The 26,102-nt window shown below is 65.9% G+C and carries 27 protein-coding genes; 20 read left to right on the top strand and 7 right to left on the bottom strand.

Annotated elements, in window-relative coordinates; genetic code table 11:
* Positions 1-9: 9 nt before the first annotated feature.
* Positions 10-315: a putative quinol monooxygenase gene (locus J7J08_RS05410; protein ID WP_214902337.1), complete on the bottom strand. Its 306-nt coding sequence runs from the start codon at positions 313-315 to the stop codon at positions 10-12.
* Positions 316-461: 146 nt separating this feature from the next.
* On the opposite strand from J7J08_RS05410, the gene J7J08_RS05405 reads away from it, so the two are divergent.
* Positions 462-1,916: a SulP family inorganic anion transporter gene (locus J7J08_RS05405; RefSeq protein ID WP_214902335.1), complete on the top strand. Its 1,455-nt coding sequence runs from the start codon at positions 462-464 to the stop codon at positions 1,914-1,916.
* A gap of 59 nt (positions 1,917-1,975) precedes the next feature.
* On the opposite strand, the gene J7J08_RS05400 is transcribed toward J7J08_RS05405, so the two are convergent.
* On the bottom strand, positions 1,976-2,365 hold the full coding sequence (locus tag J7J08_RS05400) for a DUF2628 domain-containing protein (protein WP_214902332.1): 390 nt from the start codon (positions 2,363-2,365) through the stop codon (positions 1,976-1,978).
* A 193-nt stretch (positions 2,366-2,558) separates the two neighbouring features.
* Here J7J08_RS05400 and J7J08_RS05395 point away from each other — a divergent pair, with 193 nt between their 5' ends.
* The 6 genes from J7J08_RS05395 (at position 2,559) to hemC (ending at position 8,448) form a co-directional block, all read left to right on the top strand.
* Entirely contained in the window at positions 2,559-2,738 is a 180-nt protein-coding gene (locus J7J08_RS05395; RefSeq protein WP_214902328.1) for a hypothetical protein, read from the top strand.
* Positions 2,739-3,057: 319 nt separating this feature from the next.
* Positions 3,058-4,962, top strand: a complete 1,905-nt coding sequence (mdoH, locus tag J7J08_RS05390) for a glucans biosynthesis glucosyltransferase MdoH (RefSeq protein WP_214902325.1) — start codon at positions 3,058-3,060, stop codon at positions 4,960-4,962.
* A 90-nt stretch (positions 4,963-5,052) separates the two neighbouring features.
* Positions 5,053-5,727: an alpha/beta fold hydrolase gene (locus J7J08_RS05385; RefSeq protein ID WP_214902321.1), complete on the top strand. Its 675-nt coding sequence runs from the start codon at positions 5,053-5,055 to the stop codon at positions 5,725-5,727.
* Positions 5,728-5,730: 3 nt separating this feature from the next.
* On the top strand, positions 5,731-6,780 hold the full coding sequence (locus J7J08_RS05380) for a sensor histidine kinase (RefSeq protein WP_214902318.1): 1,050 nt from the start codon (positions 5,731-5,733) through the stop codon (positions 6,778-6,780).
* Complete coding sequence (locus J7J08_RS05375; protein ID WP_214902314.1) at positions 6,749-7,519, top strand: LytTR family DNA-binding domain-containing protein; 771 nt, start codon at positions 6,749-6,751, stop codon at positions 7,517-7,519. Before J7J08_RS05380 ends, J7J08_RS05375 begins: the two co-directional genes overlap by 32 nt.
* Before the next feature lie 17 nt (positions 7,520-7,536).
* The gene (gene hemC / locus J7J08_RS05370; RefSeq protein ID WP_214902310.1) at positions 7,537-8,448 is read left to right on the top strand and encodes a hydroxymethylbilane synthase; all 912 of its coding nucleotides are present in this window, start codon (positions 7,537-7,539) and stop codon (positions 8,446-8,448) included.
* Positions 8,449-8,472: 24 nt separating this feature from the next.
* Here hemC and J7J08_RS05365 read toward each other — a convergent pair whose 3' ends face one another.
* The gene (locus J7J08_RS05365) at positions 8,473-9,249 is read right to left on the bottom strand and encodes a DUF481 domain-containing protein (protein ID WP_214902307.1); all 777 of its coding nucleotides are present in this window, start codon (positions 9,247-9,249) and stop codon (positions 8,473-8,475) included.
* Between the two features lie 116 nt (positions 9,250-9,365).
* Positions 9,366-9,980 carry a hypothetical protein gene (locus tag J7J08_RS05360; protein ID WP_214902304.1) on the bottom strand — a complete coding sequence of 205 codons (615 nt, stop codon included), beginning with the start codon at positions 9,978-9,980 and terminating at the stop codon, positions 9,366-9,368.
* An 89-nt stretch (positions 9,981-10,069) separates the two neighbouring features.
* Here J7J08_RS05360 and J7J08_RS05355 point away from each other — a divergent pair, with 89 nt between their 5' ends.
* Together J7J08_RS05355 and J7J08_RS05350 are read left to right on the top strand one after the other, a co-directional pair.
* Positions 10,070-11,035: a YafY family protein gene (locus J7J08_RS05355; protein ID WP_214902301.1), complete on the top strand. Its 966-nt coding sequence runs from the start codon at positions 10,070-10,072 to the stop codon at positions 11,033-11,035.
* Positions 11,036-11,174: 139 nt separating this feature from the next.
* On the top strand, positions 11,175-11,969 hold the full coding sequence (locus J7J08_RS05350; RefSeq protein WP_214902296.1) for a MetQ/NlpA family ABC transporter substrate-binding protein: 795 nt from the start codon (positions 11,175-11,177) through the stop codon (positions 11,967-11,969).
* A 65-nt stretch (positions 11,970-12,034) separates the two neighbouring features.
* Here the strand turns inward: J7J08_RS05350 and glpK are convergent, their stop codons facing one another.
* Together glpK and J7J08_RS05340 are read right to left on the bottom strand one after the other, a co-directional pair.
* Complete coding sequence (glpK, locus tag J7J08_RS05345; RefSeq protein ID WP_214902293.1) at positions 12,035-13,534, bottom strand: glycerol kinase GlpK; 1,500 nt, start codon at positions 13,532-13,534, stop codon at positions 12,035-12,037.
* An 84-nt stretch (positions 13,535-13,618) separates the two neighbouring features.
* Entirely contained in the window at positions 13,619-14,251 is a 633-nt protein-coding gene (locus J7J08_RS05340) for an OmpW family outer membrane protein (RefSeq protein ID WP_214902290.1), read from the bottom strand.
* A gap of 188 nt (positions 14,252-14,439) precedes the next feature.
* On the opposite strand from J7J08_RS05340, the gene J7J08_RS05335 reads away from it, so the two are divergent.
* The 4 genes from J7J08_RS05335 to lpdA all read left to right on the top strand — a co-directional run bounded on the left by J7J08_RS05335 (position 14,440) and on the right by lpdA (position 19,350).
* On the top strand, positions 14,440-14,964 hold the full coding sequence (locus J7J08_RS05335; RefSeq protein WP_214902286.1) for a DNA-deoxyinosine glycosylase: 525 nt from the start codon (positions 14,440-14,442) through the stop codon (positions 14,962-14,964).
* Positions 14,965-15,164: 200 nt separating this feature from the next.
* Positions 15,165-16,883, top strand: coding sequence for a dihydrolipoyllysine-residue acetyltransferase (gene aceF, locus J7J08_RS05330; RefSeq protein ID WP_214902283.1), 1,719 nt, complete (start codon positions 15,165-15,167; stop codon positions 16,881-16,883).
* Positions 16,884-16,906: 23 nt separating this feature from the next.
* A complete protein-coding gene (locus J7J08_RS05325) occupies positions 16,907-17,524 on the top strand; it encodes a hypothetical protein (RefSeq protein WP_214902280.1) in 618 nt (205 codons plus the stop codon).
* Between the two features lie 17 nt (positions 17,525-17,541).
* Positions 17,542-19,350: a dihydrolipoyl dehydrogenase gene (lpdA, locus tag J7J08_RS05320; RefSeq protein WP_214902277.1), complete on the top strand. Its 1,809-nt coding sequence runs from the start codon at positions 17,542-17,544 to the stop codon at positions 19,348-19,350.
* 182 nt (positions 19,351-19,532) lie between these two features.
* Here the strand turns inward: lpdA and J7J08_RS05315 are convergent, their stop codons facing one another.
* Entirely contained in the window at positions 19,533-20,348 is an 816-nt protein-coding gene (locus tag J7J08_RS05315; protein ID WP_214902275.1) for a hypothetical protein, read from the bottom strand.
* 515 nt (positions 20,349-20,863) lie between these two features.
* Here J7J08_RS05315 and J7J08_RS05310 point away from each other — a divergent pair.
* The 7 genes from J7J08_RS05310 (at position 20,864) to atpG (ending at position 26,072) form a co-directional block, all read left to right on the top strand.
* Positions 20,864-21,232: a hypothetical protein gene (locus J7J08_RS05310; protein WP_171966783.1), complete on the top strand. Its 369-nt coding sequence runs from the start codon at positions 20,864-20,866 to the stop codon at positions 21,230-21,232.
* Between the two features lie 31 nt (positions 21,233-21,263).
* A complete protein-coding gene (gene atpB / locus J7J08_RS05305; RefSeq protein ID WP_214902274.1) occupies positions 21,264-22,058 on the top strand; it encodes a F0F1 ATP synthase subunit A in 795 nt (264 codons plus the stop codon).
* Between the two features lie 63 nt (positions 22,059-22,121).
* Complete coding sequence (gene atpE, locus J7J08_RS05300) at positions 22,122-22,424, top strand: F0F1 ATP synthase subunit C (protein ID WP_070208721.1); 303 nt, start codon at positions 22,122-22,124, stop codon at positions 22,422-22,424.
* 111 nt (positions 22,425-22,535) lie between these two features.
* The gene (locus tag J7J08_RS05295) at positions 22,536-23,006 is read left to right on the top strand and encodes a F0F1 ATP synthase subunit B (protein WP_214902271.1); all 471 of its coding nucleotides are present in this window, start codon (positions 22,536-22,538) and stop codon (positions 23,004-23,006) included.
* A 3-nt stretch (positions 23,007-23,009) separates the two neighbouring features.
* Positions 23,010-23,537, top strand: a complete 528-nt coding sequence (locus J7J08_RS05290) for a F0F1 ATP synthase subunit delta (protein ID WP_214902269.1) — start codon at positions 23,010-23,012, stop codon at positions 23,535-23,537.
* 44 nt (positions 23,538-23,581) lie between these two features.
* Entirely contained in the window at positions 23,582-25,129 is a 1,548-nt protein-coding gene (atpA, locus tag J7J08_RS05285; RefSeq protein WP_214902267.1) for a F0F1 ATP synthase subunit alpha, read from the top strand.
* A 79-nt stretch (positions 25,130-25,208) separates the two neighbouring features.
* A complete protein-coding gene (gene atpG, locus J7J08_RS05280; protein ID WP_214902264.1) occupies positions 25,209-26,072 on the top strand; it encodes a F0F1 ATP synthase subunit gamma in 864 nt (287 codons plus the stop codon).
* The last annotated feature ends 30 nt before the right edge of the window (positions 26,073-26,102 follow it).

Genomic DNA, 26,102 nt, shown 5'->3' with positions numbered 1-26,102 from the left:
CGGTGGCGGTTACTCCGCCGTTGTGGCCAGTCCGGCACCGCCCACCGGTTCGGTCTCGAAGCGTTCGCCGAACCCGGTGATGTGCGGCCGCGCCTGGGCGATGGCAGCCTGCACGGCAGGTAGCTGCAGGGAAGCGCGATGCAGTTCCTGGCTACCCCAGACTTCGGTGATCCAGATCGCATTAGCGTCGCTGGGGTCCTTGGCCACGATGTAGCTGTGGCAGCCCGGCATGCTGGCGGTACCGTCAAGCAGGATCGCGATGACGTCATCGCGGTGCCCTGGCGCTATGTTCATCTTGCCGATCAGACCGTACATGCAATGTTTCCTCGTGCGGGGTGAGAGCGCATCCTGCGCCGGGCACTTCAGCGGGTCAAACGCGGGCCCGCACGTTCACGTTTGAGGCATCGTCCACGCTGGGGTATCCTGCGCGCCGTCTTGTTTCCTGCCCCTGGGCCGTAGTGATGCCTGTTTCGTATCCGCTGCGCCAGCAATGGTTCGGCAATGTCCGTGGCGACCTGCTCTCGGGCGCGGTGGTCGCACTGGCCCTGATTCCAGAAGCGATCGCGTTTTCGATCATCGCCGGGGTCGATCCCAAAGTTGGCCTGTACGCGTCGTTCTGCATCGCGGTGGTCACCGCCATTGCCGGCGGCCGGCCGGGCATGATTTCGGCGGCAACCGGCGCGATGGCGCTGGTGATGGTGTACCTGGTCAAGGACCACGGCCTGCAGTACCTGCTCGCGGCCACGATCCTGGCCGGGCTGCTGCAGATCATCGCGGGTGCGTTGAAACTGGGGGCGCTGATGCGCTTCGTCTCGCGTTCGGTGATCACCGGCTTCGTCAACGCGCTGGCGATCCTGATCTTCCTGGCGCAGATGCCGGAGCTGATCGGCTATTCCTGGCACGTGTGGGCGATCTGTGCTGCCGGTCTGGCGATCATCTATCTGCTGCCGCGTCTGACCCGGGCGGTGCCCTCGGCGCTGGTGGCGATCGTGGTGCTGACCGCCTTGTCGATCGGCCTGCACTGGGACATCCGTACCGTGGGCGACATGGGCGCGCTGCCCGACATCCTGCCGATGTTCCTGTTCCCGGACGTGCCGTTGAGCTGGGAGACGTTGCGAATCCTGTTGCCGGTTTCGGCCACGCTGGCGGTGGTGGGCCTGCTGGAATCGATGATGACCGCGCAGATCGTCGAGGACATGACCGACACGCCCAGCCAGCGCAACCGCGAGTGCGCCGGCCAGGGCCTGGCCAACATCACGGCCGGGCTGTTCGGCGGCATGGGGGGGTGCGCGATGATCGGGCAGTCGGTGATCAATGTGTCTTCCGGCGGACGCGGGCGACTGTCGTGCCTGGTGGCCGGCGTGCTGCTGTTGCTGCTGGTGGTCTACGGCCAGGAATGGGTGCGGCAGATACCAATGGCCGCATTGGTGGCGGTGATGATCATGGTCAGCATCGGTACTTTCCACTGGCGTTCGTTCGCCGAGTTCCGCCTGCACCCGAAGAGTTCTTCGGTGGTGATGCTGGCCACGGTGGTGGTGACCGTGGCCACCCATGACCTGGCCAAGGGCGTGTTGACCGGCGTGCTGCTGTCGGCGCTGTTCTTCGCGCGCAAGGTTGGGCGGTTGCTGGTTGTCACCGACCGCACCGATGCCGGGGGCGTGCGGACCTACACCGCCACCGGGCAGGTGTTCTTCGCTTCGGCGGGACAGTTTGCCGAGAGCTTCGATTTCCAGCAGGTGCCGCCGCGGGTGGTGGTCGACCTCAGCCATGCCCACTTCTGGGACCTGAGCGCGGTGGGCGCCCTGGACCGGGTTACCCACAAGCTGCGTGCGCACGGCGCGCAGGTCGAAGTGGTCGGGCTCAATGCCGCCAGCCAGACGTTGGTGGAGCGCCTGGGCGGGCGCCCGTCTCACTGAATGATGGAAAAAGCCCGATCCTTCGACCGGGCTTTTTCAGGGGTTGCTCGTTGCGCCGCTTACCAGCGCATACCCTTGAAGGGGTTCCAGCTGGTGTCGCCCTTCACCTGTTCCAGGTAGTAGTTGTAGTTGGTGGTGAGCGCGATGAACAGCGACCACGCAATCGCGACGCCACGGCCGATCGGATCGGGCAGGAACGCCAGCACCACGCCAAGCACCAAGGTCAGGCCCAGGATGGTCAGAGCCTTGCGCCACATCCCCAGGACGAACAGGTAAATGCAGCCGAAGAACAGGGCAAAGAAGTTGAAGTTGACCTTGACCTTCTGGCCAAACGGCAGCGGCTTGTAGGCGGCCTTGAAGGTGGGCGAGTTGGGCGCGCCGTGGGCGTTGAAGAAATCGAAACGGAACTGCCACTTGGGGCTGTAGGGTGAGGCGATGTCGGAATCCATATCCACTTTCTTGGTTGAAAACGATTACATGATAGTCGCTGACTATCATGTGGCGCCAGTTTTCTGACGAGGGGCAGGGTGATGCCGCGTTACAGGAACGGCGTCACACATTTGTCCCGAAATTGATATAGGGTTCGCATTCCCCGCGGCATGGGAGCCGCGCGGCGTACAGAAATGGATCGAGAGTCAGAACATGTCGAGTGTAGTGATGTCCCCTGAGCGTCCTGAAGCCGGCCCGCGGATCCTGCCGTGCCCGGTCGCCACCCAGGCGCAGCATCTGCTGGCACAGCTGCAGTTTTCCCACGTCGGTTCGCGCGCGCTTGCGCGCCTGCCGGTGGAGAGCGATGTCGCCATGGAAGCCACGCCGATCTGAGTCGCGTCGGCCGCATCGTCGGCTTTAACCTGCATCCTGAATAGGGAAAGCCTTACAGCACAAGGCTTGTGGCCGTTTGTCGCGATTTTCCCATCCGGGGTCCTGCCCGGATTTGCTGAATGGGGAGAAATGCCACGAAAGCCCCTTCGCGCCCGGCTTACATTTGGACCCCTATGCTGAGCCGCATTTTTCGCCTCAGTGCCGTTGGAGAGTTCGTGGGTTCCGGTAGTCACAGACATCAGCAGGGCGCCGGCCAGGGCCACGCCGCAGCAGGGCACAGCAGCAGGACGGGCTGGAAGCGCACGCAGGGTAGCCACGCATGAGTGTGCAGACCGTCAACGCCGTGATCGATGCCGGCCGTTCGGTGCTGCCTGCCGAAACGCCGATGGGCATGCCCGAGCAGACCTTCACCCAGGGTCGCCTGCTCACGCGGCGCCAGCGCACCTCGCCGCGCATGATCGCGCTGCGCCGCTTCTATGTGTTCGGTGGCACCGCCGCCATGACCATGGCCGCGACGACCATGATGTGGAAGGTGCTGGCCACCAACGGCATCACGGTGCTGGAAGGCTGCCTGCTGGTGCTGTTCGTGGCGCTGTTTGCCTGGATCGCGCTTTCATTCGCGGGAGCCCTGGCCGGCTTCCTGACCGCCGTGTTCGATCGTGGTTACAAGCTGGGCATCGACCCGGACCAACCGCTGCCGCAGGTGCATACGCGCACTGCGCTGCTGATGCCCACTTACAACGAAGACCCGCGGCGCCTGCTGGCCGGCCTGCAGGCCATCTATGAGTCGGTGGCCAGCACCGGGCAGCTGCAGCAGTTCGACTTCTACGTGCTCAGCGATACCCGACGCGACGACATCGGCGCAGCCGAAGAACAGGCGTTTGCCGAACTGTGCGACGCGGTGGGCGGGCACGAGCGCCTGTTCTACCGGCGCCGTGGCGACAACAGCGGGCGCAAGGCCGGCAACATCGCCGACTGGGTGCGCCGCTTCGGCGGTGGCTACCCGCAGATGCTGATCCTTGACGCCGACAGCCTGATGACCGGCGACACCATCGTGCGCCTGGTTGCCGGGATGGAACACAACCCGGATGTGGGCCTGATCCAGACCCTGCCGGCGGTGATCGGCGGGCGCACCCTGTTTGCGCGCATGCAGCAGTTCGGTGGGCGCGTGTACGGCCCGGTGATCGGGCGTGGCGTGGCGTGGTGGCACGGTGCGGAGAGCAATTACTGGGGCCACAACGCGGTGATCCGCACCGAAGCCTTCGCCGACAACGCCGGCCTGCCGCCGCTGCCCGGCCGCCAGCCGTTCGGCGGCCATGTGCTCAGCCATGATTTCGTTGAAGCGGCGCTGATGCGTCGCGGTGGCTGGGCCACCCACATGGTGCCCTACCTCAAAGGCAGCTATGAGGAAGGGCCGCCGACCCTGACCGACATGCTGGTGCGCGACCGCCGCTGGTGCCAGGGCAACCTGCAGCACGCCAAGGTGGTGGGTTCGCGTGGGCTGCACTGGGTCAGCCGCATGCACATGATGATCGGCATCGGGCACTACTTCACCGCCCCGATGTGGGCGATGTTGATGCTGATCGGTATTGCCATCCCGCTGTTCCAGGGCGGCATCGATTTCAGTGAAATGCTGCACCTGTCGCCGGGCGTGTACTGGCGGCAGCAGGACGAAACCCAGGTGATCCGCATGTTCGCGATCACCATGGCGGTGCTGCTGCTGCCCAAGGTGTTGGGCTACATCGCGATGTTGATCGATCCTGCCGAGCGGCGCGGTTGCGGCGGTGGCATCCGTGCGTTCGTGTCGATGCTGCTTGAAACCGTGTTGGCCGCATTGATGGCGCCGGTGGTGATGTACGTGCAGTCGCGCGGCGTGGCGGAAGTGCTGGCTGGCAAGGACTCGGGCTGGGATGCGCAGCAGCGCGATGACGGCGGTATCTCCTGGCCGGCCCTGATCAAGGGCTACGGTGGCCTGAGCGTGTTCGGTCTGTTCATGGGCGTGCTGGCGTATGCGGTGTCGCCGTCCCTGGCTGCCTGGATGGCACCCGTGGTGGTGGGCATGGTGCTGGCCATTCCGGTGGTCGCGCTCACGTCGGGTCGCCGCGCCGGCGACCTGCTGCACCGCCTGCGCCTGATGGAAATCCCCGAAGAAACCACCCCGCCCACCATCCTGCAGCGCGCCGCCGAACTGCGCCGCGCCGCCGCGGCACGTGCGGCCAGCTGACCCGCGCACCTGGGGGTAGAGCCACGCCCTGCGTGGCTGGCGCACACCATCTACCCCCATAATGGTTCCATAACGTCCTGGAGCCATTAGATGTCGCACGCGTTGGAAACCGTAGTCAACGAAACCGCCGCCAACCCGGAATGGGCCGTGCTCTGGCTGCATGGCCTGGGCGCGGATGGCCACGATTTCGCACCGATCGTGCCCGAGCTGCTGCGTCCGCACTGGCCGGCGATCCGCTTCGTGTTTCCGCATGCCCCGGTGCAGCCGATCACCATCAACAACGGCATGCCCATGCGCGCCTGGTACGACATCGTCAGCATGGATTTCCGTTCGCGCGCCGATGCCACCGGCGTCGATGCGTCGGTGCAGGCGCTGGATGCATTGATCGACGCCGAGGTCGCGCGCGGCATTCCCGTCGAGCGCATCCTGCTCGCCGGCTTCTCGCAGGGCGGGGCGATCATCCTCAGTGCTGCATTGCGCTCGACCCGGGCCATCGCCGGCTTGATCGCACTTTCTACTTACCTGCCTGATCCGGAAGCGGCCATCACCGCCGCCCTTCCGGGCGGCGCCCGCCCGCCGGTATTCATGGCGCATGGTGCGCAGGACCCGGTGATCCCGCAGCCGATCGCTGCCGACACCGCGCAGCGGCTGAAGGCTGCCGGCTTCGCGCTGGAGTGGCATTCCTATCCCATGGCCCACCAGGTCTGCGCCGAAGAGCTGCAGGCGCTGGGCAACTGGCTGGACGCACGCTTCGCCACGGCCTGAATCATGAACGACCCGCGCCAGCAGCTGTGGTTGCCCGAGCTGTGCCGACTGCCGCGGCTGGGCGCGATGCTCGGCCTGGCCGAACTGGTGGTGGTGGTGGCGCTGGCGCTGGCGCCCGATGGCAGCCGACAGTGGAGCGTGTCCGATTTCCTGTCGGCCAGCGGCCTGGCGCTGTGGCTGGCGCTGGCGGTCACGGTAAGCCTGTGCGCAGCGCGCGGCCCGTTGTCGCGCCTTCCCGAAACGCCGGGTTCGGTGGTGGCGGTGGCGATGGCGGCGCTGATCGCCGGCGCATGCACCGGCGTGGTGCACGCGCTGTACGCGGTGCTGGATGCAAGGGGGTTCGCCGGTGACGTTGGTTTCTGGCGCTTCACCCTGGGCTGCGCCACGGTCACGGCGCTGATCGTGGCGCTCGCACTGCGCTATTTTTACGTCAGCGACCGCTGGAGCGCGCAGACCGTCGCCAACGCGCGCGCGCAGGCCGATGCGCTGCAGGCGCGGATCCGCCCGCACTTCCTGTTCAACAGCATGAACCTCATCGCCAGCCTGGTGCGGCGCGATCCGGACGTGGCAGAGCGCGCCGTTCTTGACCTGTCCGATCTGTTCCGTGCCGCGTTGGGGGCAGGCGAGGGTGACTCGACCCTGCAGGCCGAGTGCGAGTTGGCCGAAGCCTATCTGTCGATCGAATCGCTGCGGCTGGGCGAGCGCCTGCAGGTGGAATGGCAACGCGAAGAACCATTGCCATGGACCCTGCCGATGCCGCGCCTGGTGCTGCAGCCGTTGGTGGAAAACGCCGTACTGCACGGCATCTCGCGGCTGCCCGGCGGCGGCTCCATCGTCATTGCGCTGCGCTGCGAAGGCCCGCAGCTGCACATCCGCATCCAGAACCCGGCGCCGGACCCGGACGCGCGCGCGTTGCCATTGATGCAGGGCGCCGGCCATGCACAGCGCAACATCGCGCACCGGTTGGCCTGGCGCTTCGGCCCGTCCGCACGGATGACGGGAGCATGGAACGACGGCTACTATGCCTGCGACATCTTCGTGCCTGTTCAATGAGGAAGCCCGTTTGAGAGTTGTCATCGCCGACGACGAGCCGCTCGCGCGCGAGCGCCTGCGCAGCCTGCTGGCCGAACAGCCCGGGGTCGAGGTGGTGGCCGAAGCAGAGAATGGCGAGCAGGCACTGCACGCCTGCGCCGAGCTGCAGCCGGACCTGGTGCTGCTGGACATCGCCATGCCGGGGTTGGATGGCCTGGAGGCGGCGCGGCACCTGGCCACGTTCGACCCGCGTCCGGCCGTGGTGTTCTGCACCGCCTATGACGCGCATGCGCTGTCGGCATTCGAGGCGGCGGCCATCGATTACCTCATGAAGCCGGTGCGCAGCGAACGCCTGGTCGCCGCGCTGGAACGCGCCCGTACCTTCCTGGCCGGCCGCAACGGGCAGCCCAGCGCGCCCAGCCAGCAGGCACGCACGCTCCTGTGCGCGCGCCTGCGCGGCAGCCTGCGGCTGATTCCGATCGACGATATCCACTACATGCAGGCCGAGGAAAAGTACGTGGTGGTGCACCATGCACGCGGCGAGGACCTGATCGAGGAATCGCTGAAGTCGCTGGAAGAGGAATTCGCCAGCCGTTTCGTGCGGATCCACCGCAACTGCCTGGTGGCCCGCCACGAACTGGTGGAGCTGCGACGAAGTGGCGCAGGCCAGGTCCAGGCCGTGCTGCGCCATGGCAAGGCCCCGCTGGAGGTCAGCCGCCGCTGCGTGGCGAGCCTCAAACAGGACCTCAAGCACCTGTAACCGGCGATAATGGGCGCATGACCAGCCTGCGCATCGCCACCCGAAAGAGCCCGCTTGCCCTGTGGCAGAGCGAACACGTTGCCGACCGCCTGCGCCAGGCCCACCCCGGGCTGGAGGTGGTGCTGGTGCCGATGAGCACCCGTGGCGACGAAGTGCTGGACCGTTCGTTGGCCGCCATCGGTGGCAAGGGCCTGTTCCTGAAGGAACTGGAGCTGGCGATGCTGCGCGGTGACGCCGACTGCGCGGTGCACTCGCTCAAGGACGTGCCGATGGAACTGGATGCGCCGTTCGCGCTGCCGGCCATGCTGGCCCGGCACGACCCGGCCGATGGGTTCATCTCCAACCTGTATGCCTCCGTGGACGCATTGCCGATCGGCGCGCGCGTGGGCACTTCCTCGCTGCGCCGCCAGGCCCAGCTGCGCGCCCTGCGCCCGGACCTGGAACTGCTGGACCTGCGCGGCAACGTCAATACACGCCTGGCCAAGCTCGACAATGGCGGCTATGACGCCATCGTGCTGGCCGTGGCCGGCCTGGAACGGTTGGGGCTTGGCAATCGCATCGTGGCCCGGCTGGCTGCGCCGGAGTGGCTGCCGGCCCCGGCCCAAGGCGCGGTGACCGTGGAATGCAACGGCGACGATGCCCGGGTGATGGCCCTGTTCGCGCCGCTCGACGATGCACGCACCCGCGCCTGCGTGGAAGCCGAGCGCGCCATGAACCGCGCGCTGCACGGCAGCTGCCATGTTCCGGTGGGCGGCTATGCACAGTGGGAAGGCGACACCCTGTTCCTGCAGGGGCTGGTCGGCGGCGTGGCCGATGGCCGCCTGATCCGCGCCGAAGCGCGCGGCCCGGGCAACAATCCGGATGCCCTCGGGAAAGCGGTGGCCCAAGGCCTGCTGGACGGCGGCGCCGGCGAACTGCTCGCCGTCTGATGGAATGCCGGCCAACGGCCGGCGCTACCTGAACTTGTAGACGACGTTCATCGTGGTCAGGGTGTCTGTCTTGCGCTTGTCGTCGGCCACGTCGCTGTTGTAACGCGCCTGCCAGGCCGCCTTCAGCGCCAGGTGCTCGTTCATGCTCACCGACACGCCGAAATCGTTCTGGCCGAAGGTGTTGTACGAGCCCGATTCCACCAGCAGCGTGTTGATCAGGTCGGTGTTGGGGGTCAGCGAGTACTTCACGTCGAACAGCCCGCGGCCGATCAGGCCGGTACGGGTTTCGTCGTCTTCGGTGTTGTGGGTGCGGCGCACACCGGGGCCGAGCTGCGCATCCATGTAGAAGCGGTCGCCTTCCACCAGCCGGGTGCCGTAACCCAGGCCGAACGAACTCTGGCGGTCGTAGGTGGTGAAATCGTCACGCTCGTAACGCAGCGTGGCGGTGAGCTGGCGGTGTTCGCCCAGCTGCAGCGCGCTGCCGGCGCTGCCGGTATAGCGGTTGGCGGTGGTGTTGCTGCGCTTGGTCACGGTGCCGTCGTCGGCGGTTTCGGTGTATTCCGAGCGCGACCGCAGGCCGAACAGGTCCAGGCTGTGCACCCAGTCATCATCGGTATAGCGCAGGCGCAGGCGGCCGTTGGCGCTTTCAGTGTTGCTGTTGCCCCGCGCGGAGGCAAAGCCCAGTTCGCCGCCGCTGCCGCTCCACGGCGAGGTCATCGCGGCCAGGTCGGCAGTGTCCTGTGCAAAGGCCGCCGGGGCACTGAGCAGCAGGGAAGCAAGCAACGTCACGCGCAGGGACATCAACGGTTCTCCGGATCAGACTGGGGGAGGAGCAACGCGTGATGATACTTGATGCCTTCACGCCATTTTTCCTTTTCCCGCCCGTGCTTTAGGAGAGGTTTGGACTTGTCGCCTGTTCAGGGCACCTCGATGTGCAGTGCCGGGTCGTCGAAACGGGTGTAATCCACCGTGGCCGTGAAGGCATTGCCCTGGGTCTGGCCCTGGCGTTCGATCCGCACCGGAAGCCCTGCCGCGTTGATCCAGTACAGCATCCCGTCCGGTGCGGCGCTGGCGTGGCGTACGCGGTAGCGGCGGGCGAGCTGCCCATCCACGCGTTCTTCGCCCAGTGCCTCCACCTGCAGGTCGGCGGCGGTGGCATCGGCCGGCAATGGGCTGCGCCATTGCGCCAGCAGGCCCGGCGGCACCGGTACCTGGCGGACTTCGCCGGCGCGCTGCAGGAAGAACGTGTCGCCGATGATGGTCTGCACCCCGTCATCGGTCTGCAGCCGGTAGCGGTCCGGTGCCACGAATTCCATGGTCGCCTGCAGCGTGCGCGGGCCCTGCATGTGCAGGGTGGCGTGGAAGCTGCGCAGCTGGCCGAAGCGCTGGCTGGCGTCCAGCACGGCCTTCGCCGGATCGTTGGCCACCGGTGCCGGTGGCGGCGCGGTCGCTGCGGGGGCGGCGGGCGCCGGTGCCTGCCCGCAGGCAGACAGCAGCAGGGACAGCACGGCAACGGCGGGCAGCAGGCGCATGGCGGGGATCGAGCGGGCAGGGGCCATCACGATAGCCGAAGTTCGGTTCCGGGCCGCCACAACGACGGCGACTCGGACATAATCGGGTCATGGACCGATATGAACGCATCAACGCCCTGCATCGTCTGCTGAAGTCCGCCCGCTATCCGGTCACGGTGGCGACCCTGCAGGAAAAACTGGCGTGTTCGCGCGCCACCGTCTATCGCGACCTGGCCTTCCTGCGCGACGCGCTGATGGCACCGGTCGAGGGCGATGGCGAGGCCGGTTTCCGCTACCAGGATGACGAGAGCGAGCGTTTCGAGCTGCCCGGGCTGTGGCTCAGCTCGGAAGAGCTGCATGCCCTGCTGGCCTCCCAGCATCTGCTGGCGCGCACCGGGGGCGGCGTACTGTCCTCGGTGCTGGCGCCGCTGCAGCAGCGCATCGAAGGGCTGCTGGCCGCGCAGGCCGGCGTGTCGACCTGGCCCGTGGACCGGGTACGGGTCATCCCGCACCGGGGCCGCAAGTTCGACGAAGCCAGCTTCCGCGCCGTGGCCTCGGCCGTGCTGGAGCGCAAACAACTGGCCTTCGAATACCGGGCCCGTTCCACCGATGAGGCGACCAAGCGCACCGTGTCGCCGCAGCGCATGACCCACTACCGCGACAACTGGTACCTGGATGCCTGGGACCACGGCCGCGAGGGCCTGCGCAGCTTCGCCGTGGATCGCATCTACAAGGCCCGCGTGGTCGACACCGTCGCGCGTGATGTGGACGATGCCGAACTGGACGAGCAGCTGGGCGCCAGCTACGGCATCTTCTCCGGCCCGCCCAAGGGTTGGGCCACCATCGTGTTCAGCGCCAAGGCCGCGCGCTGGGTGGCCGATGAGCATTGGCATTCCAGGCAGCAGGGCCGGTTCCTGGCTGACGGCCGCTATGAGCTCAAGGTGCCTTACAGCGTCTCGCGCGAGCTGCTGATGGACGTGCTGCATTATGGTTCGGATGCGGAAATCATCGAGCCCACCATGCTGCGCGAGCAGGCCAAGGCGTTGTTGATGATGGCGCTGAGCAATTACGAATAACCGGGGCCCGCGCAGCCACGCCCTGCGTGACTGCCGGCGCCGCAACGGTCATGCCGACGGGTAATGTCGCTGGGATACCCGCCAGCCCAGGGCTTGCGGTATGGTTGGCTGCTATCGCAGCCCCCCGGATTCCGCTCCCATGAAGAAGACCCTGTTGCTCCCGCTGCTGGCCGCCACGCTCGCCCTGGCCGCCTGCGGCAAGCCTGCCGCGGATTCCAGCACGCTGGTGGTGGCGGCCACCGCAGTGCCGCACGCCGAGATCCTGGCCGTGGTCAAACCGATCCTGCAGAAGGAAGGCCTGGAGCTGGACGTGAAGGTCTTCAACGACTACGTGCAGCCCAACGACCAGCTGGTACAGAAGCAGGTGGATGTGAACTACTTCCAGACCGAGCCCTACCTGGATGCCTACAATCGCGACCGCAAGACCCACCTGACCAAGGTCATCGGCGTGCACATCGAGCCGTTTGGCGCCTACTCGCGCCGCTTCAAGTCGCTGGCCGAGCTGCCGGTCGGTGCCGACGTGGTGATTCCCAACGACCCGAGCAACAACAGCCGCGCGCTGATCCTGCTGCACAAGGCCGGCGTGATCACGCTGAAGGACCCGACCAACGCACTGGCCACCCAGCGCGACATCATTGCCAACCCGAAGCAGCTCACGTTCCGCGAACTGGATTCGGCGATGCTGCCGCGCGTGCTCGACCAGGTGGACCTGGCCCTGATCAACACCAACTACGCGCTGGATGCCGGCCTCAACCCGACCCAGGATGCACTGGCGATTGAAAGCAAGGATTCGCCGTACGTGAACTTCCTGGTGGCCCGCCAGGACAACAAGGACGACCCCCGCGTGCAGCAGTTGGCCAAGGCGCTCACCAGCCCGGAAGTAAAAGCCTTCATCGCCGAGAAATACAAAGGCGCGGTGTTGCCAGCCTTCTGATAGGGCTACGGCAATCCGACCGGAACACGTAACGGCGCAACGCGCGGCAATGATCGAAGCAGGGGTTACCCCACCCGGAACCCCATCGTCGCCTGCACCGCCTGCACCCACCCGGCGTACAGCACCTCCCGCTGCCCGGCGGCCATCTGCGGCACGAACCGACGATCCACCGCCCACTGCTCGGCGATCTCCGCCCGGCTGCTCCAGAACCCGGTGGCCAGCCCGGCCAGGTAGGCCGCGCCCAGCGCGGTGGTCTCGGCCACCTGCGGGCGCAGCACCGGTACGCCCAGCAGGTCGCTCTGGAACTGCGCCATGAAGTCATTGGCGATCGCGCCACCATCGGCGCGCAGTTCCTTCAGTTCGATTCCCGCATCGGCCTGCATCGCCGCCAGCACGTCGCGGGTCTGGTAGGCCATCGATTCCACCGCCGCGCGGATGAAATGCTCCTTGGTGGTGCCGCGGCTGAGCCCGAACACCGCCCCGCGCACATCACTGCGCCAGTACGGTGCGCCCAGGCCCACGAAGGCCGGCACCATGTACACCCCGCCGTTGTCGGCCGCGCGCTCGGCATAGGCCTGGCAGTCGCTGGACTTGCCGAACATGCGCAGCCCGTCGCGCAGCCACTGCACCACCGATCCGGCCACGAAGATCGATCCTTCCAGCGCGTACTCCACCTGTCCATCGATACCCCACGCAAGGGTGGTGAGCAGGCCGTTTTCGGAGGCCACCGCACGGGTGCCGGTATGCATCAGCATGAAGCAGCCGGTGCCATAGGTGTTCTTGACCATGCCCGGTTCGAAGCAGGCCTGGCCGAACAGTGCGGCCTGCTGGTCGCCGGCGATGCCGGCGATCGGAATGTGCTGGTCGAAGAAGAACTGCGAGCGGGTGGTCCCATAAACCTCGCTGGAGCTGCGTACCTGCGGCAGCATCGCGCGCGGGATATCCAGCAGCGCAAGCAGCTCGTCATCCCAGGCCAGGGTGTGGATGTTGAACAGCAGCGTCCGTGCCGCGTTGCTGTAGTCGGTGACGTGCACCGCACCGCCGGTAAGGTTCCAGACCAGCCAGCTGTCGATGGTGCCGAACAGCAGCTCGCCGCGTTCGGCGCGGGCCTGCGCGCCGTCGACGTGGTCGAGGATCCAGCGGATCTTGGTCGCCGAAAAGTAGGCATCCACCAGCAGCCCGGTGCGCGCGCGGATCAGCGGCTCGTGGCCCCCGGCCTTGAGCCGTTCGCAGATGTCGTTGCTCTGCCGCGACTGCCAGACCACGGCATTGTGGATGGGCTGGCCGCTGGCCTTGTCCCACACCACGGTTGTTTCGCGCTGGTTGGTGATGCCGATCGCCGCGATCTCGCGCGGGTCCACCTGCTGCCTGTTGAGCAGCTCGGTGACCGTGGTGTAGACGCTGGTCAGGATCTCGCGCGGATCGTGTTCGACCCAGCCGGGCTGCGGAAACACCTGCGCGAACTCGCGCTGGGCAGTCCCGGCGATGCGTCCGGCGCGGTCGAACAGAATCGCGCGGGAGCTGGTAGTGCCTTGGTCGATGGCCAGTACGTAGCGTTTGTCCATGGCCGCCAGCCTACGCCATCGCCGCCTGGGGTGAACGACAACGGGCCCACAAGGGGCCCGTTGCGTTACCCGTGGCAGCAGCGCTTAGAAGCGCGCGCCGATACCAAAGCCCACGGTCCACGGATCCAGCTTGGCTTCTTCGCCGGTGCTGCGGCCGTTGACGGTCAGGTCCGGACGCGAATGCATGTAGCGGGCGTCGGCGCGGGCGAACCAGGTGCTGTTGATGTTCATGTCCACGCCGACGGTGCCGATGGCACCCTTGGCGGTTTCCAGCCCGATATGGCCGGTGTCGCTGGCCAGGTTCTCGTTGCTGAAGTTCGACTCGTAGTAACCCACGCCGACGAACGGACGGAACACGTTGTCAGCCTGGCCGAAGTGGTACTGGCCGCTCAGCGCGATCGGCTGCTGCTCGACGGTACCCAAGCGCGCACCGTTGGCGCCGCGCACGCGGTGGTCGAACTTGTCGGCTGCGCCCCACAGTTCCACGGCCCAGTTGTCGTTGATGTAGTAGCTGAAGCTCAGCGTCGGTGCCGGGCCGCCGTCGACCTTGTCGATGCCTTCCAGCGGATCATTCTTCGGCTGCAGCAGCGCAACGCCGCCGACAACGGCGAAATGCTTGCCCGACGCGGTGTCGGTGGTGCTGTCCTGCGCGAAGGCGGCAGGTGCGAAGGCAAGGGCAGTCAGGGTAGCCAGGGTCAGGGTGCGGATGGAGCGCATGGGGGAATCTCCTCAGGGTTTTTTTGTTCTGGGCCCGTTGCATCGGGGCGAGGCAAACGTAGTCCCCGCAACATGAATCGAATCCGACGCGCGTTAAAATTTAGTTTGTTCCGTTCAGCCTGCAGCGCGGAAGCGTTGTGCTGGCGCGCGATCATGCAGTGCGCGACATTCATGCATCTGGAGACGACGTGACGAACGCAACGCATTGCATCGGCCTGCCTGCGCAGGCATCGGCGAACTGCCGCGTGCTGGTGCTCGGTTCGATGCCGGGCGTCGCATCGCTGCACGCCGCGCAGTACTACGCGCATCCGCGCAATCGTTTCTGGCCACTGATGGGCGCGCTCACCGGAATCGATGCGGACCTCCCTTACGCCGAACGCATGCAGGCCTTGCAGGCGGCGGGCGTGGGTCTCTGGGATGTGATTGGCACCTGTGAGCGGCGCGGCAGCCTGGACACGGCGATCGTGCGCGGCAGTGAGGTACCCAATGCGCTGCCGGAACTGATGGCGCGATTACCGCAGCTGGCCGCCGTGGCCTGCAACGGCGCAACCGCGCACGCTGCATTCGCGCGCTACGTCCAGCCGCTGCTGGGCGCACGTGCGACATCGCTGGCCGTGTGGCCGCTACCCTCCACCAGCCCGGCCAATGCTGCCTGGCCGCTGCCGCGGCTGCAGGCGGCGTGGCAGCCGCTGGCGGATGTCCTGGCTGGCTGAGCCGGGACCGCGCAGGACAATACGGTACCGACTGGAACGCACGATGCGGCGCCTGCCGGTGCCGGTTCGGCAGTGGCAGCGCCTGCTGCAACAGCCTGTCCCGGGACAGAGGCATTGAAAATTGCCCAAGCTGGTTGGCGCTGACGCCTCCTGCCCCCACAATAGGCGATTCCCTACACCAGATTGCCGGAGTTATCCCCATGGCCGAAATCAAGGAAGCACTTGTCCCCGATATCGGTGACTACAGCGATATCCCGGTAATCGAGGTGCTGGTCGCCGTTGGTGACACCGTCAAGAAGGACCAGGGCCTGGTCACGCTCGAGTCGGACAAGGCCACGATGGAAGTGCCGTCCTCGGTCGCCGGCGTGGTCAAGGAAATCAAGGTCAAGGTCGGCGACAACCTGTCCGAGGGCAAGGTCGTGGCGCTGATCGAAGTGGCCGCCGCCGCAGCACCGCCGGCACCGGCCGCTGCCCCGGCACCGGCACCGGCCAAGACCGCTGCGGCCGCCGCCCCGGCCCCGGCCACCCAGAGTGCCCCGGCCGCTGCGCCGGCCGCCGCCGGTGGCACGGTTGAAGCGACCGTCCCCGACATCGGCGATTACAACGACATTCCGGTGATCGAAGTGCTGGTTGCGGTGGGCGACACGGTCAAGAAGGACCAGGGCCTGGTCACCCTGGAGTCGGACAAGGCCACGATGGAAGTGCCCTCGTCGGTCGCCGGCGTGATCAAGGAAATCAAGGTCAAGGTCGGCGACACCCTGTCGCAGGGCAAGGTGGTGGCCATCATCGAAGCCGACGGCGCTGCCGCACCGGCCCCGACCCGGGCCGCCGCTGCTGCTGCCCCGGCCGCTGCCGAAACCGGCACCAAGGTTGAGCCGGTCGCCGTGCCGGCCCAGCCGGACAAGCTGGCGGCGCGCGAAATCGCCAGCGCCCCCTCGGCGGGTGCCCCGAGCAGCCCGCCGGTACAGTTCAATGCCGACAGCGTGCTGCCGTCCAAGGTGCCGTACGCCACCCCGGCGGTGCGCGTGTTTGCCCGCGACCTGGGCGTGGACCTCAACCAGCTGACCGGCACCGAGAAGGGTGGCCGCATCACCAAGGGCGACGTGCAGAAGTTCGTCAAATCGGCGCTGACCGGTGGTGCCGCCGCTGTTGCCGGCGGCCCGGCCGCTGCCGGTGGCGGGCTCAACCTGCTGCCGTGGCCGAAGGTCGATTTCAGCAAGTTCGGCGAGGTGGAAACCCAGCCGCTGTCGCGCATCAAGAAGATTTCCGGTGCCAACCTGGCGCGCAACTGGGCCATGATCCCGCACGTCACCCAGTTCGAGCAGGCCGACATCACCGACCTGGAAGGCCTGCGCGTGGCGCTGAACAAGGAAAACGAGAAGGCCGGCATCAAGCTGACCATGCTCGCCTTCCTGATCAAGGCCAGCGCCGCGGCGCTCAAGCAGTTCCCGGAATTCAACGCATCGCTGGATGCGGCCGGTGAAAACCTGACGCTCAAGAAGTACTTCAACATCGGCTTCGCCGCCGACACCCCGAACGGCCTGGTCGTTCCGGTGGTCCGCGACGTCGACAAGAAGGGCGTGGTGCAGATCGCCCAGGAAACCGGCGAGCTGGCAAAGAAGGCGCGCGACGGCAAGCTGGGTCCGGCCGACATGAGCGGCGGCTGCTTCTCGATCAGCTCGCTGGGCGGCATTGGCGGCACCGCGTTCACCCCGATCGTCAATGCGCCGGAAGTGGCCATCCTGGGCGTGTCCAAATCCTCGATCCAGCCGGTCTGGAACGGCAAGGAATTCGCCCCGAAGCTGATGCTGCCGCTGTCGCTGAGCTACGACCACCGCGTCATCGACGGTGCGCTGGCTGCGCGCTTCACCACGTACCTGTCGCAGGTGCTGGCCGACATGCGGCGCGTGCTGCTGTGAGGCAGCGCCGGGTATGGGCCGCGTTGTTGTTGGCTGCCATCGTGCCGGCGGCCAACGCCGCGTGCACGACCGAACTTGGCCGGGGCTGGCCGCCGGCAGTGGGCAACTACGGCCAGGCCGTGGAAACCCTGTTCGACGGCACGGCGCAGCCGACGCTGGCGCTGACCATCCTGCCCAAGGGTGGGGTGGAAACCGGCGTGGCGCTGCTGCCCGGCACCCAGGACCAGCAATGGACCCTGCGTTACAGCAAGGCCGACAAGCGCGTGTACAACTGGAACAACAGTGTGCGCGGCGGTGGCCTGGAGCTGCGCGTGGACCAGGAACCGGACCAGTACCAGGTCGCCATCCCCGCCGCGCTGGCCCAGCGCCTGGTGCGCAGCTGGCAGGCCGCGCTCGATTCGGGCGTGCCGGCCGGGCGCAAGGCGCCGGTGACCGAGGGTGAGGTGCTGTCCTTCCAGGTCGCTGGCGAACGCTACAGCGGCCCGCGCTGGGAGTGCGGCGCCGGCAAGCTGATGATGAAACAGGTGGCGCTGCTGATCGAAGCCAGCGACACCAAGGAAAAGAAGCTCGACCGTCGCTGGCAGGATCTGGACGAGTCGCTCGACGAACTGCAGCAACTGCTCGCCGGCAACGCCGGCTGAGACCCAGGAGAAGACGAATGGCCGCTATTGAAATCAAGGTTCCCGACATCGGCGATTACAGCGCGGTGCCGGTGATCGAACTGCTGGTCGCCGTGGGCGACACGGTGAAGAAGGACCAGGGCCTGGTCACGCTGGAATCGGACAAGGCCACCCTGGAAGTGCCGTCGTCGGCTGCTGGCGTGGTCAAGGAAATCAAGGTCAAGCTGGGCGATACGCTGTCCGAAGGCGACGTGGTGGTGGTGCTGGACGCCGCAGGCGCCGCCGCCGCACCGGCCGCGCCTGCGGCCGAAGCGCCCAAGGCCGCCGCTCCGGCCAGCAAGCCGCCGGTGACCCCCTCGCACCGCGCACCGGCCGAACCGGCCGCGCCGCAGCCGGCGCTGGCGTCGGGCAAGCCGGCCGATATCGAATGCCAGATGGTGGTGCTGGGCGCGGGCCCGGGCGGTTACACCGCCGCGTTCCGTTCGGCCGACCTGGGCGTGGACACCGTGCTGATCGAACGTTACGCCAGCCTGGGCGGCGTGTGCCTCAACGTGGGCTGCATTCCGTCCAAGGCGTTGCTGCATGCCGCCGCGGTGATCGATGAGGTGGCCCACGCCGGCGATTTCGGCGTGGAATTCAGCGCGCCGAAGATCACCCTGGACAAGCTGCGCGGTTACAAGGAAAAGGTGGTTACCCAGCTGACCAAGGGCCTGGCCGGCATGGCCAAGCAGCGCAAGGTGCGTACGGTGCAGGGCGTGGCCACGTTCGTCTCGGCCAATGAGCTGGAAATCGTCGGCGACGACGGCAGGACCCAGCTGCTGCGCTTCCAGCAGTGCATCATCGCTGCCGGTTCGCAGGCGGTGAAGCTGCCGAACTTCCCGTGGGACGACCCGCGCGTGATGGATTCGACCGACGCGCTGGAACTGGCCGACATCCCCGGCTCGCTGCTGGTGGTCGGTGGCGGCATCATCGGCCTGGAAATGGCGACCGTGTACGCGGCGCTGGGCAGCAAGGTGACCGTGGTGGAGTTCATGGACCAGCTGATGCCCGGTGCCGACAAGGACCTGGTCAAGCCGCTGGCCGACCGCCTGAAGAAGCAGGGCGTCGAGGTCCACCTGAAGACCAAGGCGTCTGGCGTGAGCGCGGACAAGAAGGGCATCACCGTGACCTTCGAAGCCGCTGCCGAAGGCGAGAAGCCGGGCCTGGAGCAGGGCACCTTCGACCGCGTGCTGGTGGCCGTGGGCCGCTCTCCGAACGGAAAGAAGATCGGTGCCGACAAGGCGGGCGTGGGCGTCACCGAGCGTGGCTTCATTCCGGTGGACCGCCAGATGCGCACCAACGTGCCGCACATCTTCGCCATCGGCGATATCGTCGGCAACCCGATGCTGGCCCACAAGGCCACGCACGAGGGCAAGCTGGCCGCCGAAGTGGCCTCGGGCGAGAAGAAGGAGTGGGTGGCGCGGGTGATTCCGTCGGTGGCCTACACCAACCCGGAAATCGCCTGGGTCGGCGTGACCGAAACCGAAGCCAAGGCGCAGGGCCTGAAAGTCGGCGTGGCCAAGTTCCCGTGGGCCGCCAGTGGCCGCGCGATCGGCATCGGCCGCACCGAAGGCTTCACCAAGCTGATCTTCGACGAAGAAACCCACCGCATCATCGGCGGTGCCATCGTCGGCGTGCACGCCGGTGACCTGCTGGCCGAGATCGGCCTGGCGATCGAGATGGGCGCGGAAGCCGAAGACATCGGCCACACCATCCACGCGCACCCGACGCTGAGCGAATCGGTGGCGATGGCCGCGGAAATCTACGACGGCACCATCACCGATCTGTATATCCCGAAGAAGAAGTAAAAAAGAACCCGGCGAACGCCGGGTTCTTTTTACGTCGGTAGCGCCGGCCGTTGGCCGGCCCAGGCGGTATCGAGGCCGGCCAACGGCCGGCGCTACCGATGGTGCACTGCCGAACGTTTCCACAAAAAAACCCGGCTTTCGCCGGGTTTTTCGTGCGGTAGAACAACTACGTGTCCCCGGGATCAGAACGAAACGCTGATGCCCGCCACCGGCCCTTTGAACTCCTGCTTCAGGCCAATGGTGCCATCGCTGCCGGTCTGGTCCACGTCCAGCTTGAACCAGTCGTAGCCGGCGAAGATGCCGAAGTTGTCGGTGAAGCGGTAATCGACGATCACATTGGCGCGGGTCAGATCGCCGTCGTAGTCATCGAAGTTGCCCCAGTTGGTGTTGAGGTACTGGCCCTGCGCGGTGATCATCCACTTCTCGGACGGGGTCACGGTGAAGCGTGCCCCCACCACCGGCGCCACGCCGTCGGCCTTCTCGTCCAGGAACTGGCCTTCATACACGGTGCCCAGGTCGGCGTAGGCCTTGGTGCTCACCTTGGCGTACTCCGCACCCAGCTGCAGGCCGAGGTCGAACTTCTCGGTGTCCACCACCGAGTAGTCGTACACCAGGCTGGCCACCTGGTACTTCAACTCGCCCTTGACGAAGCTGCCGGCCGGCACTGTTTCGCCACCGAAGCTGACGCCTTCGTTGAGCGTCTCGCGGCGGTCCTTGTCGTACTTGAAGTAGTTGAACAGCAGGCGCTGGCGGTCGCTGATGCGGAACAGGCCGTCGATGCGCGGTTCCCATTCCTTGCCACCCAGGCCGAAATCCTCGGAGAACGACAGGTCCTGGCCGGCGACGTTGGTGCTGCCGCGCAGGGTGTTGTCCGAGTCGATGTTCATCGCGCCCAGGCGCAGCGCGAAGCGGTCATCGCCCTCGGCGGCGCTTGCGGACGTGGCGTGGGTGAGGGCGGCCATGGCCAGCGGCAGGGCGAGCAGGGGAAGCAGGCGCATCGTGTGTGTCCTTGCAGTGATTCGATGAAGTGGAATCACTGTGCCGCAGCGTTGCGTCCAACATTCGTGAACGTATGGTGCATAGAGCGTGTACCGTTCATGCGCCACCTGCTGCCGTCCGGCCCATTGCGTGGCCGCTCTGCGCGCTGGATCACGTGGACCCCGTCCTCCCGGCACGCCCGGAAGAAGGGCGGCCCCGGAGAGAGCTCGGGGCCGCCCGGTACCGGCCTGCTTCAGGGGCGTCGACGAGGATCGAATTGGCAGGCCCAATGCTCTGACCGGGCACCACGACCAAAGTTCAATATGGTGCGACGCGACATGAATTGGGGCCGTCATTGGCGGCATTGGCCCCACTCCCGGGCCAAAATCTGTGGCGATGCAGCAACTTGCGGCATCCGGGATGAACAGGCGCAGGTTGTCTCGCAAATTGTCCCGTTGCTATAATTTGGCGGCTCGACGGGGCATAGGCAGTTGCAGCCCCGGTCACTCTTCCCACAACCATGCAGGACATACGTGTGCTGAACTCCGTTGACGCGGGTCGGCGACTGATGCTGCGCGCAGCGGTCTACCCGTTGGCCGCAGTGGCTGTCCTGGCCCTGGCCTTCCTGCTGCTGGCAGGTCCGAAGTACGCCCTTGGGGCGCTGGCATCGGGCGTGGCGGTATCGGCCGGTGGCTGGGTCGCGGCGCGGATGGCGTTGGGGGGCGGGGTACAGGCGGCAGGGTCGGCGATGTCGCGGCTGATCCTGGCGGTAGTGGCAAAGTGGGCGCTCGTATTCGGTGTCCTGGCGGTGGGTTTCGTGGTCTTCAAGCTGCCTGCACTGGCGCTGCTGGCCGGAATCGCCGTCGGACTGATGTTCCAGGTCCTGGCTCTGGCCAGGCGCTGATCCAATTTATTTAACTCAAGGTTCCGGACACATGGCAGGCGAGGCGCTTACACCCACCTCCTACATCCAACATCACCTGCACAACCTGACGTTCCACATGCAGGAAGGTGGTTTCTGGGCAATTCACGTCGACACCATTGTGACTTCGGTCCTGCTGGGTTTGTTGATGGTGTTTGGCTTCTGGATGGCCACCCGCAAGGCCACCGCCGGCGTGCCGGGCAAGTGGCAGGCGTTCGTGGAAATCTGCCTGGAGTTCGTTGACCGCCAGGCCAAGGACACCTACCACGGCACCAGCAAGCTGGTGACCCCGATCGCGATCACGATCTTCTTCTGGATCCTCCTGATGAACCTCATCAAGATGATCCCGGCCGACTTCATCGCCCTGCCGCTGGAAGCACTTGGCGTGCCGTACTGGAAGCCGGTTCCCACCGCCGACGTCAATGCCACCCTGGGCATGTCGATCAGCGTGTTCTTCCTGATGCTGTTCTTCGCGCTGCGCGCCAAGGGCATTGGTGGTTTCACCAAGGAATTCCTGACCGCACCGTTCGGCAAGTGGATGATGCCGTTCAACCTGATCCTCAACATCGTCGAGTGGCTGAGCAAGCCGATCTCGCTGGCGATGCGACTGTTCGGCAACATGTTCGGCGGCGAAATCGTGTTCCTGCTGATCTGGGTGCTGGGCAGTGCCGGCATCATGGGCGCCATCGCAGGCGGTGCCTTCGGCTTCGGCTGGATGCTGTTCCACCTGCTGGTGATTCCGCTGCAGGCCTTCATTTTCATGATGCTGTCCATCGTGTACCTGAGCCTGTCGGAAGACGCTCACTGAGTTTTCGCTTCACCTTTCATCCGTTTCATTACCCTTAGCTACTTAAGTTTCCGGAGATAACCCATGTACTTTGCCGTCCTGACCAACCTCGCCCAAGTCCAGAGCTCCACCGTCCTCGCCGTCGGCATCATGATCGGCCTGGCCGCGCTGGGTGCCGGTCTCGGTCTGGCCATCATGGCCGGTAAGTTCCTGGAATCGGCTGCCCGCCAGCCGGAACTGATCCCGGTGCTGCAGGTTCGCATGTTCATCACCGCCGGCCTGATCGACGCCGCGTTCATCATCTCGGTCGCCGTCGGCCTGCTGCTGGCCTTCGCCAACCCGACCATCGCTGAATTCGTTGCGCGTCTGCCGGCTGTTGCGGGCTGATCCAGCGAAAGCGAAACGATCAGGCGCCTTGAGCGCCTGATCGCGGATGAAGGAACGGACGCGCCGCTCCTGCGGCGCCTCCACCCCATCACCCCAGATTGAGCGAACCCCATGGAAATCGGTTTTACCCTCGTTGCCCAGGCACTGGCGTTCGCCGGTCTGATCTGGATCATCGCGACCAAGATCTGGCCGCCGCTGATGAACGCCATCGAAGAGCGCCAGCAGAAGATCGCTGAAGGGCTCGCTGCTGCCGACCGCAGCCAGAAGGATCTGGCCCAGGCGCAGGAAAAGGTCAACGAAGCACTGAAGGATGCGCGCACCAAGGCCAACGAGATCATCGACCAGGCCCATGCCCGCGCCAACCAGATCGTTGATGCTGCCAAGAATGAAGCCATCGTCGAAGCGAACCGCCAGAAAGAACTGGCCCACGCCGAGATCGAACTGGCCGCCAACCGTGCCCGCGAAGAGCTGCGCAAGCAGGTCTCGGTGCTGGCCGTGAGCGGTGCCGAAAAGCTGCTCAAGCGCGAAATCGACGCCAACGCCCACAAGGCGCTGCTCGACGAGCTGGCCTCGGAGATCTGATCGATGAGCCAGGCCCTCACGCTTGCACGCCCGTATGCCCGCGCCGCGTTCGCGACCGCGCGCGACGAAGGCACGTTCGCGCCGTGGTCGGACGCGCTTGCGTTCTCCGCCCACGTAGCCGCCGATCCGCGCGTGTCGGCCCTGCTGTCGAACCCGGAGCTGGACCGCGGCGATGCCGTCGCGCTGCTGGCGCCGGAAAAGGCAGGCGAGTCGTTCGGTCGTTTCCTGGCCATCCTGGCCGAAGCGCACCGTCTGCCGCTGCTGCCGGAAATCGCAGGCATGTACGACCAGCTCCGCGCTGAAGCCGAACACGTGGTGAAAGCCACGGTGACCTCGGCCGCCGAGCTGTCCACCGCTGAGCTGGACGCCATCAAGGCCGCGCTGCGCAAGCGCTTCGGCCAGGACGTCGACGTCACTACCGCCATCGATGCTTCGCTGATCGGTGGTGCGGTGATCGACGCTGGCGACGTGGTGATCGATGGCTCGCTCAAGGGCAAGCTGTCGCGCCTGCAGACCGCGCTCGCTAACTGAATTCATTTAACGTCCGGCGACATCGCCGGCACTAGGACTTGACGATGGCAACCACGCTCAACCCCTCCGAAATCAGCGAACTGATCAAGAACCGCATCGAGAAGGTCAAGCTGGCCGCGGAATCGCGCAACGAAGGCACCGTGACCAGCGTGTCCGACGGCATCGTGCGCATCTTCGGCCTGGCCGACGTGATGCAGGGCGAAATGATCGAACTGCCGAACAATACGTTCGCCCTGGCCCTGAACCTGGAGCGCGACTCGGTCGGCGCCGTGGTCCTGGGTGGCTATGAGCACCTGCGCGAAGGCGACGTGGCCAAGACCACCGGCCGCATCCTGGAAGTGCCGGTCGGTCCGGAAATGCTCGGCCGCGTGGTCAACGCGCTCGGCGAGCCGATCGATGGCAAGGGCCCGATCGCCGCGCAGACCACCGCGTCGGTGGAGCGTGTTGCCCCGGGCGTGATCTGGCGCAAGTCGGTCGACCAGCCGGTGCAGACCGGTTACAAGTCGGTCGACTCCATGATCCCGATCGGCCGCGGCCAGCGCGAGCTGGTCATCGGCGACCGCCAGACCGGCAAGACCGCCCTGGCCATCGATGCGGTGATCAACCAGAAGAGCACCGGCATCAAGTGCGTGTACGTCGCGATCGGCCAGAAGGCCTCGACCGTGGCCAACATCGTGCGCAAGCTGGAAGAAAACGGCGCCCTGGCCCACACCGTGGTCGTGGCCGCCACCGCGTCCGAATCGGCTGCCATGCAGTACATCAGCGCCTACTCGGGCTGCACCATGGGTGAGTACTTCATGGATCGCGGCGAAGATGCCCTGATCGTGTACGACGACCTGTCCAAGCAGGCCGTGGCCTACCGCCAGATCTCGCTGCTGCTGAAGCGTCCGCCGGGCCGTGAAGCCTACCCGGGCGACGTGTTCTACCTGCACTCCCGCCTGCTCGAGCGCGCAGCGCGCGTGTCGGAAGAGTACGTGGAGAAGTTCACCAACGGTGCCGTCAAGGGCAAGACCGGCTCGCTCACCGCGCTGCCGATCATCGAAACCCAGGCCGGCGACGTCTCGGCGTTCGTGCCGACCAACGTGATCTCGATCACCGACGGCCAGATCTTCCTGGAAACCGATCTGTTCAACTCGGGCATCCGCCCGGCCGTGAACGCCGGTATCTCGGTGTCGCGCGTCGGTGGTGCGGCCCAGACCAAGATCATCAAGAAGCTGTCGGGCGGCATCCGCATCTCGCTGGCCCAGTACCGTGAGCTGGCTGCGTTCGCGCAGTTCGCCTCGGACCTGGACGAAGCCACCCGCAAGCAGCTCGAGCGCGGTCAGCGCGTCACCGAGCTGATGAAGCAGAAGCAGTACGCGCCGATGTCGATCGCCAACCAGGCGCTGACCATCTACGCCGTCAACGAGGGTTACCTCGACGACGTGCCGGTCAACAAGCTGCTGGCACTGGAAGAGGGCCTGCACGCCCACTTCGCCAACACCCAGGGCGAGCTGATCAACAAGATCAACGCCACCGGCGGCTGGGACAACGACATCGAAGCGGCCTTCAAGAAGGGTATCTCCGAGTTCAAGACCACCGGCAGCTGGTAATAAAGGTGGCGTAGAGCGGGGCTCTGCCCCGCTACGAAACGACAAAGCGGGGCAGAGCCCCGCTCTACGGGAATAAGAGATGGCAAGCGGACGCGAAATCAAAACCAAGATCAAGAGCGTGCAGAACACCCGCAAGGTGACCCGCGCGCTGGAAATGGTCTCGGCCTCCAAGATCCGCAAGGCGCAGGAGCGGATGAAGACGTCGCGTCCGTATGCGCAGGCGATGAAGCAGGTGATCGGTCACCTGGCCCAGGCTAGCACCGATTACCAGCATCCGTTCCTGGTCCAGCGTGACGAGATCAAGCGGGTCGGCTATATCGTGATCTCCTCCGATCGCGGCCTGGCCGGCGGCCTGAACAACAACCTGTTCCGCAAGATGCTGGGCGAAGTCCGTCAGTACCAGGACAAGGGCGCCGAGATCGATGTGGTCACGGTTGGCCAGAAGGCCTCGACCTTCTTCCGCCGGATCAAGGTCAACATGGTCGGCAGCGTCACCCACATGGGCGACGTGCCGCACCTGGAACAGCTGATCGGCGTGATCAAGGTGATGCTGGATGCGTTCACCGAGGGCAAGGTCGACCGCGTCTACCTGGTCTACAACCGCTTCATCAACACGATGACGCAGAAGGCCAGCTTCGACCAGTTGCTGCCGTTGCCGGCTGCTGAAAAGCAGGTCGCACACCACGACTGGGACTACCTGTACGAACCCGACGCCGCGACCGTGCTCGAGCACGTGATGACGCGTTACGTCGAATCGCTGGTGTACCAGGCAGTGCTGGAGAACGTCGCGTCCGAGCATGCAGCCCGCATGGTCGCGATGAAGTCGGCCAGTGACAACGCGAACAAGCTGATCGGAACCCTGCAGCTGGTCTACAACAAGGCCCGCCAGGCAGCGATCACCCAGGAAATTTCGGAAATCGTCGGCGGCGCGGCAGCAGTCTGACGCGCACAGTCAAAGCATTTAAATTAGAGG

Origin of the sequence: Stenotrophomonas sp. ISL-67 (assembly GCF_018612915.1) — a bacterium.
Classification (GTDB): Bacteria; Pseudomonadota; Gammaproteobacteria; order Xanthomonadales; family Xanthomonadaceae; genus Stenotrophomonas.
Note: the sequence above shows the minus strand (reverse complement) of the source record. Positions and strands in the feature narration are given on the sequence as shown.